Origin of the sequence: Stenotrophomonas sp. (genome assembly GCF_035634915.1) — a bacterium.
Lineage (GTDB): Bacteria > Pseudomonadota > Gammaproteobacteria > Xanthomonadales > Xanthomonadaceae > Stenotrophomonas.
Genome location: NZ_DASQCB010000005.1, coordinates 229,599 through 245,714 on the forward strand (window position 1 = coordinate 229,599; position 16,116 = coordinate 245,714).

Annotated in this window: 11 protein-coding genes; 7 read left to right on the top strand and 4 right to left on the bottom strand. The window is 67.2% G+C overall.

The genetic code is table 11. The features are described 5' to 3' along the window. Nucleotides 1–40: 40 nt before the first annotated feature. The gene (locus VER16_RS05245) at nt 41–670 is read right to left on the bottom strand and encodes a ParA family protein (RefSeq protein ID WP_324805990.1); all 630 of its coding nucleotides are present in this window, start codon (nt 668–670) and stop codon (nt 41–43) included. Nucleotides 671–793: 123 nt separating this feature from the next. On the opposite strand from VER16_RS05245, the gene VER16_RS05250 reads away from it, so the two are divergent. Beyond that, on the top strand, nt 794–2,278 hold the full coding sequence (locus tag VER16_RS05250; protein WP_324805992.1) for an AAA family ATPase: 1,485 nt from the start codon (nt 794–796) through the stop codon (nt 2,276–2,278). A gap of 514 nt (nt 2,279–2,792) precedes the next feature. Here VER16_RS05250 and VER16_RS05255 read toward each other — a convergent pair. Together VER16_RS05255 and VER16_RS05260 are read right to left on the bottom strand one after the other, a co-directional pair. Next, nucleotides 2,793–3,698 carry an AEC family transporter gene (locus tag VER16_RS05255; protein ID WP_324805993.1) on the bottom strand — a complete coding sequence of 302 codons (906 nt, stop codon included), beginning with the start codon at nt 3,696–3,698 and terminating at the stop codon, nt 2,793–2,795. Nucleotides 3,699–3,783: 85 nt separating this feature from the next. Next, on the bottom strand, nt 3,784–4,419 hold the full coding sequence (locus VER16_RS05260; RefSeq protein ID WP_324805995.1) for a tetratricopeptide repeat protein: 636 nt from the start codon (nt 4,417–4,419) through the stop codon (nt 3,784–3,786). Between the two features lie 169 nt (nt 4,420–4,588). On the opposite strand from VER16_RS05260, the gene VER16_RS05265 reads away from it, so the two are divergent. Further along, a complete protein-coding gene (locus VER16_RS05265) occupies nt 4,589–8,275 on the top strand; it encodes an indolepyruvate ferredoxin oxidoreductase family protein (protein WP_324805997.1) in 3,687 nt (1,228 codons plus the stop codon). A gap of 73 nt (nt 8,276–8,348) precedes the next feature. Here VER16_RS05265 and VER16_RS05270 read toward each other — a convergent pair whose 3' ends face one another. Further along, nucleotides 8,349–8,963 (bottom strand): DUF938 domain-containing protein, encoded by a 615-nt coding sequence (locus tag VER16_RS05270; RefSeq protein WP_324805999.1) that lies wholly within the window; start codon nt 8,961–8,963, stop codon nt 8,349–8,351. A gap of 795 nt (nt 8,964–9,758) precedes the next feature. On the opposite strand from VER16_RS05270, the gene VER16_RS05275 reads away from it, so the two are divergent. The 5 genes from VER16_RS05275 to VER16_RS05295 are packed head-to-tail and all read left to right on the top strand — an operon-like array spanning nt 9,759 to nt 16,116. Beyond that, a complete protein-coding gene (locus VER16_RS05275) occupies nt 9,759–11,390 on the top strand; it encodes a TldD/PmbA family protein (protein ID WP_324806001.1) in 1,632 nt (543 codons plus the stop codon). Nucleotides 11,391–11,421: 31 nt separating this feature from the next. After that, entirely contained in the window at nt 11,422–13,056 is a 1,635-nt protein-coding gene (locus VER16_RS05280; RefSeq protein WP_324806003.1) for a TldD/PmbA family protein, read from the top strand. 21 nt (nt 13,057–13,077) lie between these two features. Beyond that, a complete protein-coding gene (locus VER16_RS05285; protein WP_324806005.1) occupies nt 13,078–14,412 on the top strand; it encodes a TldD/PmbA family protein in 1,335 nt (444 codons plus the stop codon). Beyond that, nucleotides 14,412–15,119 (top strand): DUF4159 domain-containing protein, encoded by a 708-nt coding sequence (locus tag VER16_RS05290; protein ID WP_324806007.1) that lies wholly within the window; start codon nt 14,412–14,414, stop codon nt 15,117–15,119. The genes VER16_RS05285 and VER16_RS05290 overlap by 1 nt, the downstream gene beginning before the upstream one ends. A 13-nt stretch (nt 15,120–15,132) precedes the next feature. Continuing rightward, complete coding sequence (locus VER16_RS05295) at nt 15,133–16,116, top strand: MoxR family ATPase (RefSeq protein ID WP_324806009.1); 984 nt, start codon at nt 15,133–15,135, stop codon at nt 16,114–16,116.

The following is a 16,116-nucleotide window of genomic DNA, read 5'->3' on the forward strand; positions in this document are numbered from 1 at the left end:
TCCATGAAGAGAGGATGCAGCACAGAGAGTGACGCAGGCGTCACAGCTTCAACCAGGCCAGCAGCGGTTCCCAGTCGGCCTGGTGCTCGCGCACCTGGGCCGAGCGGTAGTCGAACAGACTGCGGCCGAGGCCGGTCATGACCACATAGCTCTGGCTGTCACGCAGCTGGGCCACCACCGGGTAAGGCCACTCGCCCAGCATGTGCAGCGCCTGCTGCGATGTCTGGGTCCACGGCTTGGTGCGGTTGAGGACCAGGCCTACCGGTAGCTTGCGGCTGTGCACGCGCGGGTTCTGCGCCAGGCTGTTGAGGAAGCCGACGATGGCTTCGATGTCCAGCGCCGAGGGCAGCACCGGCACCACCACCGCATCGGCGGCGTCGAGGAAATGGGGGATATCGTCGGCCAGTGCGCCGGCCGGTGCATCGATGATGACGGTTTCGGTACCGTCGGGCAGTTTCTGCGCCCACTGCTTCTTCCGGTACACATCGATGGGCAGGACCGCGCTTTCCAGCCCGGCCCGGCGCTGGGCCCAGCGGGTGCTGGAGCCCTGCGGGTCGGCATCGGCGATCACCGTGGCCTTGCCCTGCAACGCCGCGTATGCGGCCAGGTGGGTGGCGACGGTGGTCTTGCCCACCCCGCCCTTGGAACCGGCCACCAGGATCGTCTTCATGCCAGCCTCGCTTCCGGGTACGTGCCCCGAGCGTACACCGCCGATGGTGACGGAAGGTAGAGACGGCCTGAATCAATCGGCATCGGCTTTGCTATCGTGGCGCTCCCGAAGGACCGAACCGGCATGAGCGAACTGCAGGACCTGAGCGCGTTGATCCGCGCCAATACCCCCCTGATCGTGATCGAGACCCAGGACGAGGCTCGCATCGTCGAACTGTTCCGGCAGACGCTGATGCATGTCTGGCGCGCCCTGCACCGCTGGTCGATCACCGAGGGCCTGCGCCGCATCGACCTGGAACGCGAGGACGATGCGATCGGCCCGCCCGATGCCAGCGCCGCCCTGCAGATGATCCGCCAGGCCGAACAGCGCGGCATCTACCTGCTGCTCGATTTCCATCCCTACCTGGGCTACGCCAGCCACCAGCGTGCGCTGCGCGACCTGATCCAGCGCCGCCACAGCCAGCCGCACGTGCTGGTGCTGATCGGCGCCAAGGTCGAGCTGCCGGCCGAACTGGAAGCCCTGGCGGTGCGCTTCAACCCGCGCCTGCCCGATGCCAACGCCCTGCTGAAGATGCTGCGCGAGGAGGCCGACGCCTATGCCCGCGAGCACGGCGGCCGCCGCGTGGAAGTGGACAGCGAGGCGGTCAAGAAGATCCTGAAGAACCTGCAGGGCCTGAGCCTGGTGGACGCCCGGCGCATTGCCCGGCAGCTGATCTACGCCGATGGCGCGCTGCGCGACGACGACCTGCCGCAGCTGGCGCGGCTGAAGTTCGAGCTGCTCAACCGCAGCGGCCACCTGTTCTTCGAACATGACAGCGCGCGCTTCGGCGACGTGGCCGGTGCCAACCGGCTCAAGCGCTGGATCAACCAGCGCCGGGTCGCCTTCATCGCCGGCTCGGCCCCGGCCGGCCTGGACCCGCCGCGCGGCATGCTGCTGCTGGGCGTGCAGGGCTGCGGCAAATCCATGCTGGCCAAGGCCACCGCCGCCGGCTTCGGCGTGCCGCTGCTGCGCCTGGACGTGGGCGCGCTGTACAACAAATACCACGGCGAGACCGAAGCCAACCTGCGCCAGGCCCTGGCGTCGGCCGAGCAGCTGGCACCGTGCGTGCTGTGGATGGACGAGATCGAGAAGGGACTGGCCAGCGGTGGCGAGGACGGCGGCGTCTCACGCCGCGTGCTGGGCTACCTGCTGACCTGGATGGCCGAGCGCAAGGCGCCGGTGTTCATCGTGGCCACCGCCAACCAGGTGCACGAGCTGCCGGCCGAGCTGCTGCGCAAGGGCCGCTTCGATGAGATCTTCTTCGTCGACCTGCCTTCGCCGGATGCACGGGTGGAACTGCTGCGGCTGCACCTGGGCCGCCGCCAGCTCAACGCCGATGATTTCGCGCTGCCGGCGCTGGCAGCGGCGGCGAACGGGTTTTCCGGCGCGGAGATCGAGCAGGCGATCGTGGCGGGGCTGTATTCGGCCCATGCCGAGGGGCGCCCGCTGGATACCGAACTGCTGATGACCGAGATACGCGCGACGCGGCCGTTGTCGGTGCTGATGGCCGAGCAGGTGGCGGCGTTGCGCGAGTGGGCGTCGGGACGGACGGTTTCCGCGGACGACTGAGGGGGTTGTTTTCGGCCAACGGCGAAGCCCCTCGTGGCTGGTGGTTGGTCGCCGAATGCGGGTCATGTGCTTGGCCGGGCGGGTAGGCCGCGCGGGGGACGCCGTGAATCCATCCCTGGAGGCTTGTGAGCGCCATCCATGGCGCTCGCACCCCCGCGCAACCTACCCGCCCGACCCCTGACAGTTTCCGTGTGCGGTCAGCCACGGAGAAGAAAAAAGAAGAGCAAGAGCAACAGCCGATCGCTTCGCTCTGTGTCGACCAAGGTCGACACCTACCAAGAGCAGAGCCGGGATCCGACCCCCTGCCGTTCCGACAGATCGCGGGAACCTGTCGAAGGCGGGGTGGGTCCGGTTGCGGGGGTGTGAGCGGCATGGATGCCGCGACCAAGCCCCCATGGATGGGTTTACGGCGTCCCCCTCAACCGGACCCACCCCGCCATCCCACGGAAAGCCAGCTTTTGAATTTGACGTTGATCTGCAGCGGGTGCAGGGCTGCAAGCCCTGCCGACAACGCTCACCCCAGCACCCACATCCACGCCGGCAGCGTGACCAGCGACAGCACGATGCCATACCCCACCAGCGCCGCCGCCAACCGTGGCGCCAGCCGGTGCGAGATCGCCAGTGCGGCGGCGGTGATCATCGTCGGCATCGCAGACTCAAGAACGTTGGCCTTCAACATCAGCCCCTGCATGCCCAATGCCCACGACAGCGGCAACGCCAGCGCAGGCAGCACCAGCAGCTTCAGCAGCAGGCCCACCGCCAGCGGACGCAGCTCCTCGCGGCGCAGGCGCAGCTGGATCGACAACCCTACCGCCAGCATCACCAGCGGCAGCATCGCGTCGGCCAGCTGCTTCAAGGCCGTGCCGATCCACGCCGGCGGCTGCGCCGGCATCAGCAGCAGCGCGAACAGCAATGCCCACAGCGGTGGAAAGCGGCCTATGCGCCCCAGCACCTGCAGCGCCGTCGGCGGCCGGTCGCCACTGTAGCGGGCCAGCACCAGCAGGCCGAAGGTGGACAGCAGCAGGAAGGTGCCGAACTGGTCGTAGACCACGGCGTAGGGCAGCGCGGCATCGCCCAGCAGTGCGCGCACCATCGGGTAGCCGATGAAGCTGGAATTGGCCAGGGCCACGCAGATCAGCAGCACTGCGTGTACGTCGCGTGCAAAACCGAACACGCGCGTGGCCAGGCTGACCAGCGCCCAGGTGGCCAGCATCAGCAGCCACGGCGTGGCCATCAGCCCCAGCAGGCTGGCGTCCAGCTGCAGGCGGGGTACGTAGGTCAGCACCGCCGCCGGCAGGCAGACGTACAGCACCACCTTGTTGAGTGTTTCGGCGGGATTGTCCGGCAGCGCGCGCAGGCGGGCGAACAGCATGCCCAGCCCGAGCATGGCCAGGATCAGGGCGAAGGCATCAAAGGCCATGGGCGGCTCCCCTTCAGGCAGACGCCTGCGACGCGTTCGATTGTGCGTTGCAGCACCGCAGGCGGCAAGCGCCTGCGGTCATGCCTCACGGCCAGGCCGGTGGCGACGCGGCCCAGGCCTGCTGCACTTCGGCCAGGCTGGCCCGCTCGTCATCGCGCCAGGTCGGCAGCAGCTGTGCATAGCGGCTGCTGTCGTTCCACTGCTCCGGCTCGGTGCGCACGGCGGCGGCATACCACTTCACCGCTTCCTGCTGCTGGCCGGCCCGCCACAGCGCCAGCGCGTAGGTCGGCGGGATCCACGCGGCGTTGCTGCGCAGGTTGTTGGCCACCGACTGCCATTGTTCCAGCGCGGCCAGTGCCTGGCCCTGCCGCAGCAGGTCCCAGCCGTAGTTCCAGCGCACGCTGCGGCCCAGGCTGCTCTGGATGGGCGCTTCGGCCAGTGCCTCGCGGTAGAGCTGGTCGCCCAGTTCCGCACGGCCCTGTGCGATGGCCACGGAGGCCAGCTGCACGGTGGCCTCCAGGCTCTTGCGGCCACGCTCACGCTGCTTCAGCAGCTGCGCCACCAGGTCATCGCCGGTGCCGGGCACCACGATGATCGGCGCGGCGGCTGCATCATTGTCGAAATAGAATTCCTGCGGCGCTGGCAACGCCGGTGCGGCCCACGCGGAGGCCGCGCCCGAGACCAGCAGTACGCCGGCCACGAGCTTTCCTGCAACTGACATCAAAAATCCCCCAGGTTGAAACACCAACCTCCCCTCTCTCACCCCGATCCTAACCCCAGCAAGGCCGCCGATGCGAGTCCCGGGCCTTCCGGGCCCCGCTGTTACAATTTGCGCCTTTCCCGCCGCGTGCCTCACGCGGCCGGTGCCAGCCGATCCTACCGGGCCAGCCATGACCAGTACCGCGCAACTCACTTCGCCCTCCTCCGCCGACCTGATCGACCGTGATTACACGCTCGACCACAAGTACACCCGCAACGAGGGGCGGATCTACCTGAGTGGCGTGCAGGCACTGGTCCGGCTGCCGTTGATGCAGCGCCTGCGCGATGCGCATGAAGGCATTGACAGCGCGGGCTTTGTCAGTGGCTACCGCGGCAGCCCGCTGGGTGGCTTCGACCTGGAACTGTGGCGCGCGCGCAAGCACCTGGAAGCGGCCAAGGTGAAATTCACCCCCGGCCTCAATGAGGACCTGGGCGCCACCATGGTCTGGGGCACGCAGCAGACCAACCTGTTCCCCGGCGCCAACGTGCAGGGCGTGTTCGGCATGTGGTACGGCAAGGGCCCGGGCGTGGACCGCTGCGGCGACGTGTTCAAGCATGCCAACGCCGCCGGCACCTCGCGCCATGGCGGCGTGCTGGCCCTGGCCGCCGATGACCACGCCTGCCGCAGCTCGACCCTGCCGCATGGCAGCGAAGACGAATTCGTCAGCGCGATGATGCCGGTGCTGAACCCGGCCGGCGTGCAGGACATCCTCGACATGGGCCTGCTCGGCTGGGCGATGAGCCGTTACACCGGGCGCTGGGTCGGCTTCAAGACCATCGCCGAGACGGTGGAATCGTCGGCGTCGGTGGAAGTGGACCCGCTGGCCCGCCGCATCGTGCTGCCCGAAGACTTCGACATGCCCAGCGGCGGCCTCAACATCCGCTGGCCGGACCCGCCGCTGGACCAGGAAATGCGCCTGCACCGCTATGCGGTGAAGGCCGCACAGGCGTTTGCCCGCGCCAACGGCATCGACAAGGTGGTGATGGATGCACCGCGTGCACGGCTGGGCATCGTCACCACCGGCAAGAGCTATCTGGACGTGCTGCAGGCGCTGGAATACCTGGGCCTGGATGAAGCCGCCTGCGCCGACATCGGCATCCGCGTGTACAAGGTCGGCATGACCTGGCCGCTGGAGCCGGGAGGCATCGCCCGCTTCGCGCAGGGCCTGGAAGACATCATCGTGGTGGAGGAGAAGCGTGCCTTCATCGAGCGCCAGATGAAGGAGCAGTTCTTCAACTGGCCGGTCAGCTGGGGCCAGCGCCCGTCCATCGTCGGCAAGTACGACGAGAGCGGCGAATGGATCCTGCCGTCCACCGGCGAACTGACCCCGGCCACCATCGCCGGCGTGATCGGCCGCCGCATCCAGAAGTTCTTCAACAACGAATCCATCGAACAGCGCCTGCAGTGGATGCAGGAAAAGGAAGCCGAGCTTGCGCTGCCGCGCGCCAGCTTCCCGCGCGTGCCGCACTACTGCTCCGGCTGCCCGCATAACACCTCCACCCAGGTGCCGGAAGGCTCGCGTGCACTGGCCGGCATCGGTTGCCATTACATGGTGACCTGGATGGACCGCAGCACCGACACCTTCACCCACATGGGCGGCGAAGGCGTGACCTGGGCCGGGCAGGCACCGTTCACCGACACGCCGCACGTGTTCCAGAACCTGGGCGACGGCACCTACTTCCACAGCGGCTCGCTGGCGATCCGCCAGGCGGTCGCGGCCGGCGTCAACATCACCTACAAGATCCTCTACAACGATGCGGTGGCGATGACCGGCGGCCAGCCGGTGGACGGCCCGCTGAGCGTGCCCGACATCGCCAGGCAGATGCGCGCCGAAGGCATCCACACCATCGTGGTGCTGTCGGACAACATCGGCAAGTGGACCGGCCAGCGCGAACATTTCCCCAGCGACGTCGAGTTCCACGACCGCAGTGAACTGGACGCCGTGCAGAAGCGCCTGCGCGAAGTGAAGGGCGTTTCGATCCTGATCTACGAACAGACCTGCGCCACCGAGAAGCGTCGCCGCCGCAAGCGCGGCAAGCTGGAGGACCCGCAGAAGCGCGTGCTGATCAATTCGCTGGTCTGCGAAGGCTGCGGCGACTGCGGCAAGAAGAGCTTCTGCGTATCGGTGCTGCCGAAGGAAACCGAGTTCGGGCGCAAGCGCGAGATCGACCAGTCCAACTGCAACAAGGACTATTCCTGCGTGAATGGTTTCTGCCCGAGCTTCGTCACCGTGCACGGTGGCCAGCCACGCAAGGGCAGCAAGCGCGATGCCTCCACCCTGCTGGACAACCTGCCGGCGCCGGTGGTGCGCGGCACGCTGGAGCAGCCCTGGAACATCCTGATCACCGGCGTTGGCGGTACCGGCGTGGTGACCATCGGCGCGCTGCTGGGCATGGCCGGGCATCTGGAAGGCAAGGGCGCGACCGTGCTCGACCAGACCGGACTGGCGCAGAAGGGTGGCGCGGTGACCACCCACATCCGCATTGCCCGTCGCCCGGATGACATCCACGCCGTGCGCATCGCCGCCGGCGAGGCCGACCTGGTGCTGGGTTGCGACATGGTGGTGGTGAACGATTACTGGGCGCTGTCGAAGGTCCGCGCCGGCCGTTCGCAGGTGGTGCTCAACACCTATGAAGCGATGCCGGGCACCTTCACCACCCGCCCGGACATGCAGTTCCCGGCCGCCGACATCGTGGCCGGCGTGCGCGTGGCGCTGGGCGGCCAGGAGCCGCTGCAGCTCGACGCCACCCAGCTGGCCACCGCGCTGCTGGGCGATGCCATCGCCGCCAACCTGTTCATCCTCGGCTACGCCTGGCAGCACGGCCTGGTGCCGCTGTCGTTCGATTCGCTGATGCGTGCCATTGAACTGAACGGCGCCGCCGTGGCCATGAACCAGCAGGCCTTCGCCTGGGGCCGCCTGGCCGTGGTCGACCCGCAGGCCGTGCAGCAGGCCGCCGGCCTGGTGCGCAACCGCCACACCGATACCGAATCGACCCCGGGCCCGCTGCACCCGCTGCCGCCGGGCGAGTGGGAAGGCAACGAATGGGGCGCCACCGCCGCACCGCGCAATACCGGCGACGAGCGCGAGCTGCGCGGTCTGCCCTCGCACGGCGCCGAGGTAGCCTTCCTGCCGCTGGACGACGCGCGCCTGTCGCGTTCACTGGATGAAATGATCGCGCGCCGCGCTGCGTTCCTGGTCGAGTACCAGGACGCCGCCTACGCCAACCGCTACCGCAGCCTGGTCGAACGCGTGCGCGCGGCCGAGGCCGAGCGCATCGGTGGTTCCACTGCACTGACCGAGACCGTGGCCCGCTACTTGTTCAAGCTGATGGCCTACAAGGACGAGTACGAAGTGGCCCGCCTGTATACCAGCGGCGACTTCCAGCGCCGCCTGCAACAGCAGTTCGAGGGTGACTACCAGCTGCGCTTCCATCTGGCACCGCCGCTGTTCGCGAAGAAGGACGAACAGGGCCGCCTGCTGAAGAAGGAATACGGCCCGTGGATGTTCAAGGCCTTCGGCCTGCTGGCCAGGCTGAAATTCCTGCGCGGCGGCCGCTTCGATGTGTTCGGGCGCACCGAAGAGCGGCGCATGGAGCGCCAGCTGATCGCCGACTACGAAGCCACCGTGCAGCAGCTGCTGGATGGGCTGGAGGATGATCGGCTGTCGCTGGCCGTGGAGATTGCCAGCGTACCCGAGCACATCCGCGGCTTCGGCCACGTCAAGGAAGCGCACTTCGCACAGGCCAAGGCGCGCGAGGCTGCCCTGCTGGCGCAGTGGCGCAACCCGAAGGCGCTGCACATCGTGCAGGTGGTTTGAAGGGAGTGCCGGCCGCTGGCCGGCATCCTTCCAGGCAATCGGTTGCCGGCCAGCGGCCGGCACTACCGGTGGTTCAGCCCAACCGCCACAGCAGCAGGCGGTTGTTGGCCGGCATCGCCACGTCGCGCAGGCGGGTGAAGCCGTTGTCTTCGGCCAGCGCCTGCACGGCTTCCACATCGCGGATGCCGCTGCGCGGGTCACGCGCCTTCAGCCAGCCATCGAACTGCGCGTTGCTGTCGCTGGTGTAGCGGCCGCCGTAGTTGAACGGGCCGTACACCGCCAGCAGCGCACCATGGCGCAGCAGCGGCGGCAGCGCGGCAAACAGCGCCTGCACGTGCTCCCAGCCCATGATGTGCAGGGTATTGGCGGTGAACGCCGCATCGAACGAGCTGCCCTCGGGCAGGGTCAGTCCCGGTGCCGGCGGCAGTTCCACCTGCAGCGCCACGGGCGGCAGCAGGTTGAGCAATGCCGCTTCGGCGCGCCAGGCCTCGATGCCAGGCAGATGGTCTGGATGATCGCTGGGCTGCCAGCGCAGCCACGGCCAGCGCTCGGCGAAGAAGGCCGCATGCTGGCCGGTGCCACTGCCGATCTCCAGCACCCGGTGGCGATCGCCCATCCACGGGTCGAGCGCGGCCGCGATGGGTTCGCGGTTGCGTTCGTAGGCTTCTGAATACGGCTTGCTCGACATCAGGGCGGGATCCAGGCGGAGTCGGCCCATTGTGCACGAGGGGGGATTGTTGGGCAGGGCTTGCAGCCCTGCACCTGCTCAATGCAACAGCAACAGCAACAGCAACAGCAACAGCCTGCATTCCTTGGGTTGGCGGGGTGGGTCCGGTTGAGGGGGACGCTGCAAGTACGTCCATGTAAGCTCGGTCGCCGCTTGCTCGTGCGCGCGGTCCTGCGCACACGGCAAGACCGGGGTTGGGCGTCCTGCCCAACCCGCCCGAGGCATGCCTCGGGCCCATGCGGCTCACGCCCCCTCAACCGGACCCACCCCGCCTTCGACAGTTGAACGCGATCTGTCGGAACGGCACGGGGTCAGATCCCGTTGCTACGCAACGGGATCTGACCCCAGATTTATTTCGATATCTGGCAGAAAAATCGTGCCGACCAAGGTCGACACCTACCAACAGCCGCGCGGACAACCATCTCAGTTCCCAACAGCTGCAGGAATCTGTCAGAGGTGGGGCGGTGTCGGATTGCGGGGTGTCAGCCGCATGGATGCGGCTGCCAAGCCTCCATGGACGGATTCACGGCGTCCCCGCAATCCGACACCGCCCCGCCCACCCACGCAATGCCGCTCTGGCTCTGGCTCTGGCTTTGGCCGTTGCATTGAGCAGGTGCAGGGCTGCAAGCCCCGCCCAAACCCTCCCCACCCATGACTGCAGTCACTTGCCGCCATGCCCCGCGCTGGCGAAAGTCAGGGAGTTGAAGTGATCGGCCTGGCCCGTTGCCAGCCGCACGGAAGTGAGAGAGAGACGCTGTGCAACGACGTGAGTTCCTGGCTTTTTCCGGTCTGGGTCTGGCGGGCCTGGTGCTGCCGCATTCGCGGCTGATCGCGGCCGAGCAGCTGCTGGCGCCGGTTGATACCGCCCAGCGCAGGCGCCTGGCCGAGGTGGCCCTGTCCGCCGCCCGCACCGCCAAGGCCAGCTACTGCGATGTGCGCATCGGCCGCTACCTCAACCAGTCGGTCATCACCCGCGAGCACCAGGTCGGCAACGTGACCAACCGGGAGTCGTCCGGCGTGGGCGTGCGGGTGATCGTCAATGGCGCCTGGGGCTTCGCCGCCACCCACCAGCAGACCGAGGCCGCCGTGCGCGGGGCCGTCGAGCAGGCGGCCGCCATCGCCCGCGCCAACGCGACCATCCAGACCCGCCCCGTGCAACTGGCCCCCACCCCGGCCGTGGGCGACGTGCGCTGGCAGACGCCGGTGCGCAGGAACGCCATGGAGGTGCCGATCCAGGACAAGATCGAACTGCTGCTGGCGCTCAACGGCGCCGCGCTCGATGCCGGCGCGGACTTCATCAATTCCACCCTGTTCCTGGTCAACGAGCAGAAGTACTTCGCCTCCAGCGATGGCTCCTTCATCGACCAGGACATCCACCGCATCTGGCTGCCGTTCACCGCCACCGCCATCGACAAGGCCAGCGGCAGGTTCCGCACCCGTGCCGGGCTGTCCTCGCCGATGGGCATGGGCTATGAATTCCTTGATGGCGATGCGCGCGGCAAGGTGCAGCTGCCCGGCGGCATCACCGCCTACCGCGATTCCTACGACCCGGTCGAGGACGCCATCGCCGCCGCCCGCCATGCGCGCGAGAAGCTGAAGGCGCCCTCGGTGAAGCCCGGCAAATACGACCTGGTGCTGGACCCGTCCAACCTGTTCCTGACCATCCACGAGAACGTCGGCCACCCGCTGGAACTGGACCGCGTGCTGGGCTACGAGGCCAACTACGCCGGCACCAGCTTCGCCACCCTGGACAAGCGCGATGCCGGTTTCCGCTGGGGCAGCGACCTCGTCACCTTCTTCGCCGACAAGACCCAGCCGGGCAGCCTCGGTGCGGTCGGCTACGACGACGAAGGGGTGAAGACCCAGCGCTGGGACCTGGTGCGCGATGGCGTGCTGGTCGATTACCAGGCCACCCGCGATGAGGCCCATATCCTTGGTCGCAAGGCCTCGCATGGCTGCAGCTACGCTGATTCCTGGTCCAGTGTGCAGTTCCAGCGCATGGCCAATGTCTCGCTGGCGCCGGGCAAGGCGCCGCTGAGCGTGGACGACATGATCAAGGACGTCGAGAACGGCATCTGGATCCACGGCCGCGGCTCCTATTCCATCGACCAGCAGCGCTACAACGCGCAGTTTGGTGGCCAGCTGTACTACCAGATCAAGAACGGAAAGATCACCGGCATGGTCGAGGACACGGCCTACCAGATCCGCACGCCGGAGTTCTGGAATGCCTGCACCGCCATCTGCGATGAACGCGATTTCCGCCTGGGCGGTTCGTTCTTCGATGGCAAGGGCCAGCCCGGCCAGGTCTCGGCGGTCTCGCACGGATCGTCCACCACCCGCTTCAACGGCATCAACATCATCAACACCGCGCGCAGTCTCGGCGCCTGAGTCTTCCCATCCTTCGACGTGGAGAGCAGCCTTGCAAAGACGTGACTTCCTGGCCCTGACCGGGCTTACCGCGGGCGGCCTGATCGTGCCCTCGTTCTTCGGCAAGGCCCTTGCCGCCGAGCAGCTGCAGTCCAGCCTCGACCTGGGGCTGAAGAAGCGCCTGGCCGATGCCGCGCTGCAGGCCGCGCGCAGTGCCGGCGCCACCTACTGCGACGTGCGCATCGGCCGCTACCTGCGGCAGTTCGTGATCACCCGCGAAGACAAGGTGCAGAACGTGGTGAACACCGAGTCCACCGGCGTGGGCATCCGCGTGATCGTCAACGGTGCCTGGGGCTTTGCCGCCACCAATGCGCTGGGCACCGCCGACGTGGCCCGCGCCGCGCAGCAGGCCGCCGCGATTGCCAAAGCCAACGCCGGCGTGCAGACCGCACCGGTGCAGCTGGCCAAGGCCCCGGGCGTGGGTGAAGTGAGCTGGCGCACGCCGATCCGCAAGAACGCGATGGACGTGCCGATCAAGGAAAAGGTCGACCTGCTGCTGGACGTCAACGCGGCCGCGATGGGCGCCGGTGCCAGCTTCGTCAACTCGATGCTGTTCCTGGTCAACGAGCAGAAGTACTTTGCCTCCACCGATGGTTCCTACATCGACCAGGACGTGCACCGCATCTGGGCACCGATGACGGTCACCGCCATCGACAAGGCCAGCGGCAAGTTCCGCACCCGCGAAGGCCTGTCCGCGCCGATGGGCCTGGGCTACGAGTACCTGGACGGCGCCGCCGCCGGCAAGGTGCTCACCCCCAATGGCGTGGTGAACTACGGCTCCTCCTACGACATGAAGGAAGACGCCATCGCGGCGGCGAAGCAGGCGCAGGAAAAGCTGAAGGCACCGTCGGTGAAGCCGGGCAAGTACGACCTGATCCTCGATCCGTCGCATACCTGGCTGACCATCCACGAATCGATCGGCCACCCGCTCGAACTGGACCGTGTGCTCGGTTACGAAGCCAACTACGCCGGCACCAGCTTCGCCACCCTGGACAAGCGCGAGCAGCATTTCCAGTACGGCAGCGAGCACGTCAACATCTTCGCCGACAAAACCCAGCCGGGCAGCCTCGGCGCGGTCGCGTACGACGATGAAGGCGTGAAGTGCAAGCGCTGGGACCTGATCAGCAACGGCAAGCTGGTGGACTACCAGACCATCCGCGACCAGGCCCACATCCTCGGCAAAACCGAATCGGACGGCTGCTGCTACGCCGATTCCTGGTCCAGCGTGCAGTTCCAGCGCATGGCCAACGTGTCGATGGCACCGGGCAAAACCCCGCTCAGCGTGGCCGACATGATCAAGGACGTGGAAAACGGCATCTACATCATCGGCGACGGCTCGTTCTCCATCGACCAGCAGCGCTACAACGCGCAGTTCGGTGGCCAGCTGTTCTACGAGATCAAGAACGGAAAGATCACCCGCATGCTGGAAGACGTGGCCTATCAGATCCGCACGCCGGAGTTCTGGAACGCCTGCACCGCCGTGGCCGACGAGCGCGACTACCGCCTGGGCGGTTCGTTCTTCGACGGCAAGGGCCAGCCGGGCCAGGTTTCGGCGGTCTCGCACGGTTCGTCCACCGCGCGCTTCAACGGCATCAACGTCATCAACACCGCACGCAGCCTCGGCTGACCGGTCAGGAGCCCTTACACCATGAGTATCTTCACCGAAACCCAGGCCAAGGCCATCCTCGACAAGGTCATCGCCCTGTCCAAGGCCGATGAGTGCACCGCCGTGCTGGCCGGTTCGATCAACGGCAACATCCGTTTCGCCCTGAACAACGTGTCCACCAGTGGCATCGTGGACAACACCGAACTGGCCGTCACCGTGGCCTTCGGCAAACGCGTGGGCACCGCGTCCATCAACGAGTTCGACGATGCCGCGTTGGAACGCGTGGTCCGCCGCGCCGAGGACCTGGCCCGCCTGGCCCCGGAAAACCCGGAGTTCATGCCGGCCATCGGCAAGCAGACCTACCGCGCCAGCCCCACCTTCAGCGAATCCACCGCCGCCATCGATCCGGCGTTCCGGGCCAAGGTGGCAGCCGATTCCATCGCGCCGTGCCGTGGCAACGGCCTGATCGCCGCCGGCTTCCTGGAAGATGGCCAGGGCTTCTATGCCACCGCCAACAGCAACGGCAACTTCGGCTACCAGCGCAGCACCAGCTTCGATTACACCTGCACCGTGCGCACCGAAGACGGCCGCGGGTCGGGCTGGGTCGGCCGCAGCCTGAAGGATGCAGCGGACTTCAAGGCCGACCAGGACATCCGCATCGCCATGCGCAAGGCCACCGAATCGTCGGAAGCCAAAGCGCTGGAACCGGGCAAGTACACGGTCATCCTCGAACCGGCCGCCGCTGCAGGCCTGATCAGCTTCATGATGAACTTCTTCAGCGCACGCTCGGCCGATGAAGGTCGCAGCTTCCTGTCCAAGAAGGGCGGCGGCAACAAGCTGGGCGAGCAGGTCTACGACCCGCGCGTGAGCATGTACGCCGACCCGTGGCATGCCGATGCACCGGTGCTGCCGTGGGACGGCGAGGGCATGCCGCGCGAGCGCATGGCCATCATCGAGAACGGCAAGGTGGCCAACCTGGACTACTCGCGCTTCTGGGCACAGAAGCAGGGCAAGACCGCCAAGGCCACGCCGGGCAACCTGCTGATGAGCGGTGGCGACAAGAGCACCGCCGATCTGGTGCGCGGCACCCAGAAGGGCATCCTGGTCACCCGCACCTGGTACATCCGCATGGTCGATCCGCAGACCGTGCTGCTGACCGGCCTGACCCGCGATGGCACCTTCTACATCGAGAACGGCCAGATCAAGCATCCGGTGAAGAATTTCCGCTTCAACGAATCGCCGGTGATCATGCTCAACAACATCGAAGAGCTGGGCAAGCCGGTGCGCGTGGCCGGAGATGAATCCAGCTACGTGATGATGATCCCGCCGATGAAGCTGCGCGATTTCACCTTCACCTCGCTGTCCGACGCGGTCTGATGGATCGGCGGGCCTGCCTGCGCTGGTTGGCCGCTGCCGCTTCGGCGGCGGCGCTGCCGGCCTTCGCGCAGGCAGGCCCGCGCAGTTCGCGTTACGACTTCTGGTTCACCCGCCTGCAGTACGACTCCGGCGACTGGGACGTGGACGCGCGCATGCCGTCCAACCTGATCACCTCGCTGATCGACTACACCTCGTTGCGCGTGGACCCGCAGGAACACGTGGTGGCCCTGGCCGACCCGCGCATGCTCGAAGCGCCGTTCTGCTACCTGGCCGGGCACACGCTGGTGGAGTTCAACGCCGCCGAGCAGCAGAACTTCGTGCGCTACGTGCGCAACGGCGGCTTCGTCTTCGTCGACGACTGCAACCATGACATCGACGGCCTGTTCGCCACCTCGTTCGAGGCGCAGATGGGCCGGCTGTTCGGGCCCAGGGCCCTGCAGAAGCTGCCCAACAGCCATGCGCTGTACCGCAGCTTCTTCCGCTTCCCCGACGGCCCGCCCGCCACCGGCTTCGAACTCAATGGCTGGGGCGATGACCTGGTGCACGATTACCTGAAGGGCATCGAGGTCGATGGCCGCCTGGGCCTGCTCTACAGCAACAAGGATTACGGTTGCGAGTGGGACTACGACTGGCGCAACAAGCGCTTCCTGGCCGAAGACAACACCCGTTTCGGCGTCAACATCGTGATGTACGCGTTGAACAATTGAACGGACCACCGCCATGACCTCCCTCGATCTCGATTCCCTGCTGCCGCGCCTGGATGGGCTGCGCAGCGCCCTGGCCCGCGCCGTGGTCGGCCAGCACACGGTGGTCGAGCAGCTGCTGATCGGCCTGCTGGCCGGCGGCCACTGCCTGCTGGAAGGTGCGCCCGGCCTGGGCAAGACCCTGCTGGTGCGTTCGCTGGGGCAGGCACTGGAGCTGCAGTTCCGGCGCGTGCAGTTCACCCCCGACCTGATGCCCAGCGACATCCTCGGCACCGAACTGCTGGAAGAAGACCACGGCACCGGCCATCGTCATTTCCGCTTCCAGCAGGGACCGATCTTCACGAATCTGCTGCTGGCCGACGAACTCAACCGCACCCCGCCCAAGACCCAGGCGGCGCTGCTGGAAGCCATGCAGGAACGCACGGTCAGCTACGCGGGAACGACCTATGCACTGCCCGCGCCGTTCTTCGTGCTGGCCACGCAGAACCCGATCGAGCAGGCCGGCACCTACCCGCTGCCGGAAGCACAGCTGGACCGCTTCCTGCTGCACGTGCTGGTGGACTACCCCAGCGAGGACGAAGAGCGCCGCATCATCGAACAGACCACCGGCGGTGCCACCGAAGCGGTGCCGAAGGTGATGGACGCCGAGGCGGTGATCGCGCTGCAGGCCGCCGTGCGCCAGGTGCATGTCAGCCCCGATGTGCTGGCCTGGATCACCCGTCTGGTACGCGCCAGCCGCCCCGGCGACGGCGCACCGGCCGCGATCAACCAGTGGGTGAAGTGGGGCGCTGGCCCGCGTGCCGGGCAGTCGCTGGTACTGGCCGCCAAGGCCCGTGCGCTGCTGCAGGGCCGCTTCGCCGCGACCCGCGAGGATGTGCAGGCGCTGGCTGCACCGGTGATGCGCCATCGCCTGCTGCTGTCCTTCGCCGCCGAAGCCGAACAGAAGCGCGCCGACGACGTGGTCGCGGCGCTGCTGCAGGCCGTGCCCTTCCCGGGTTGA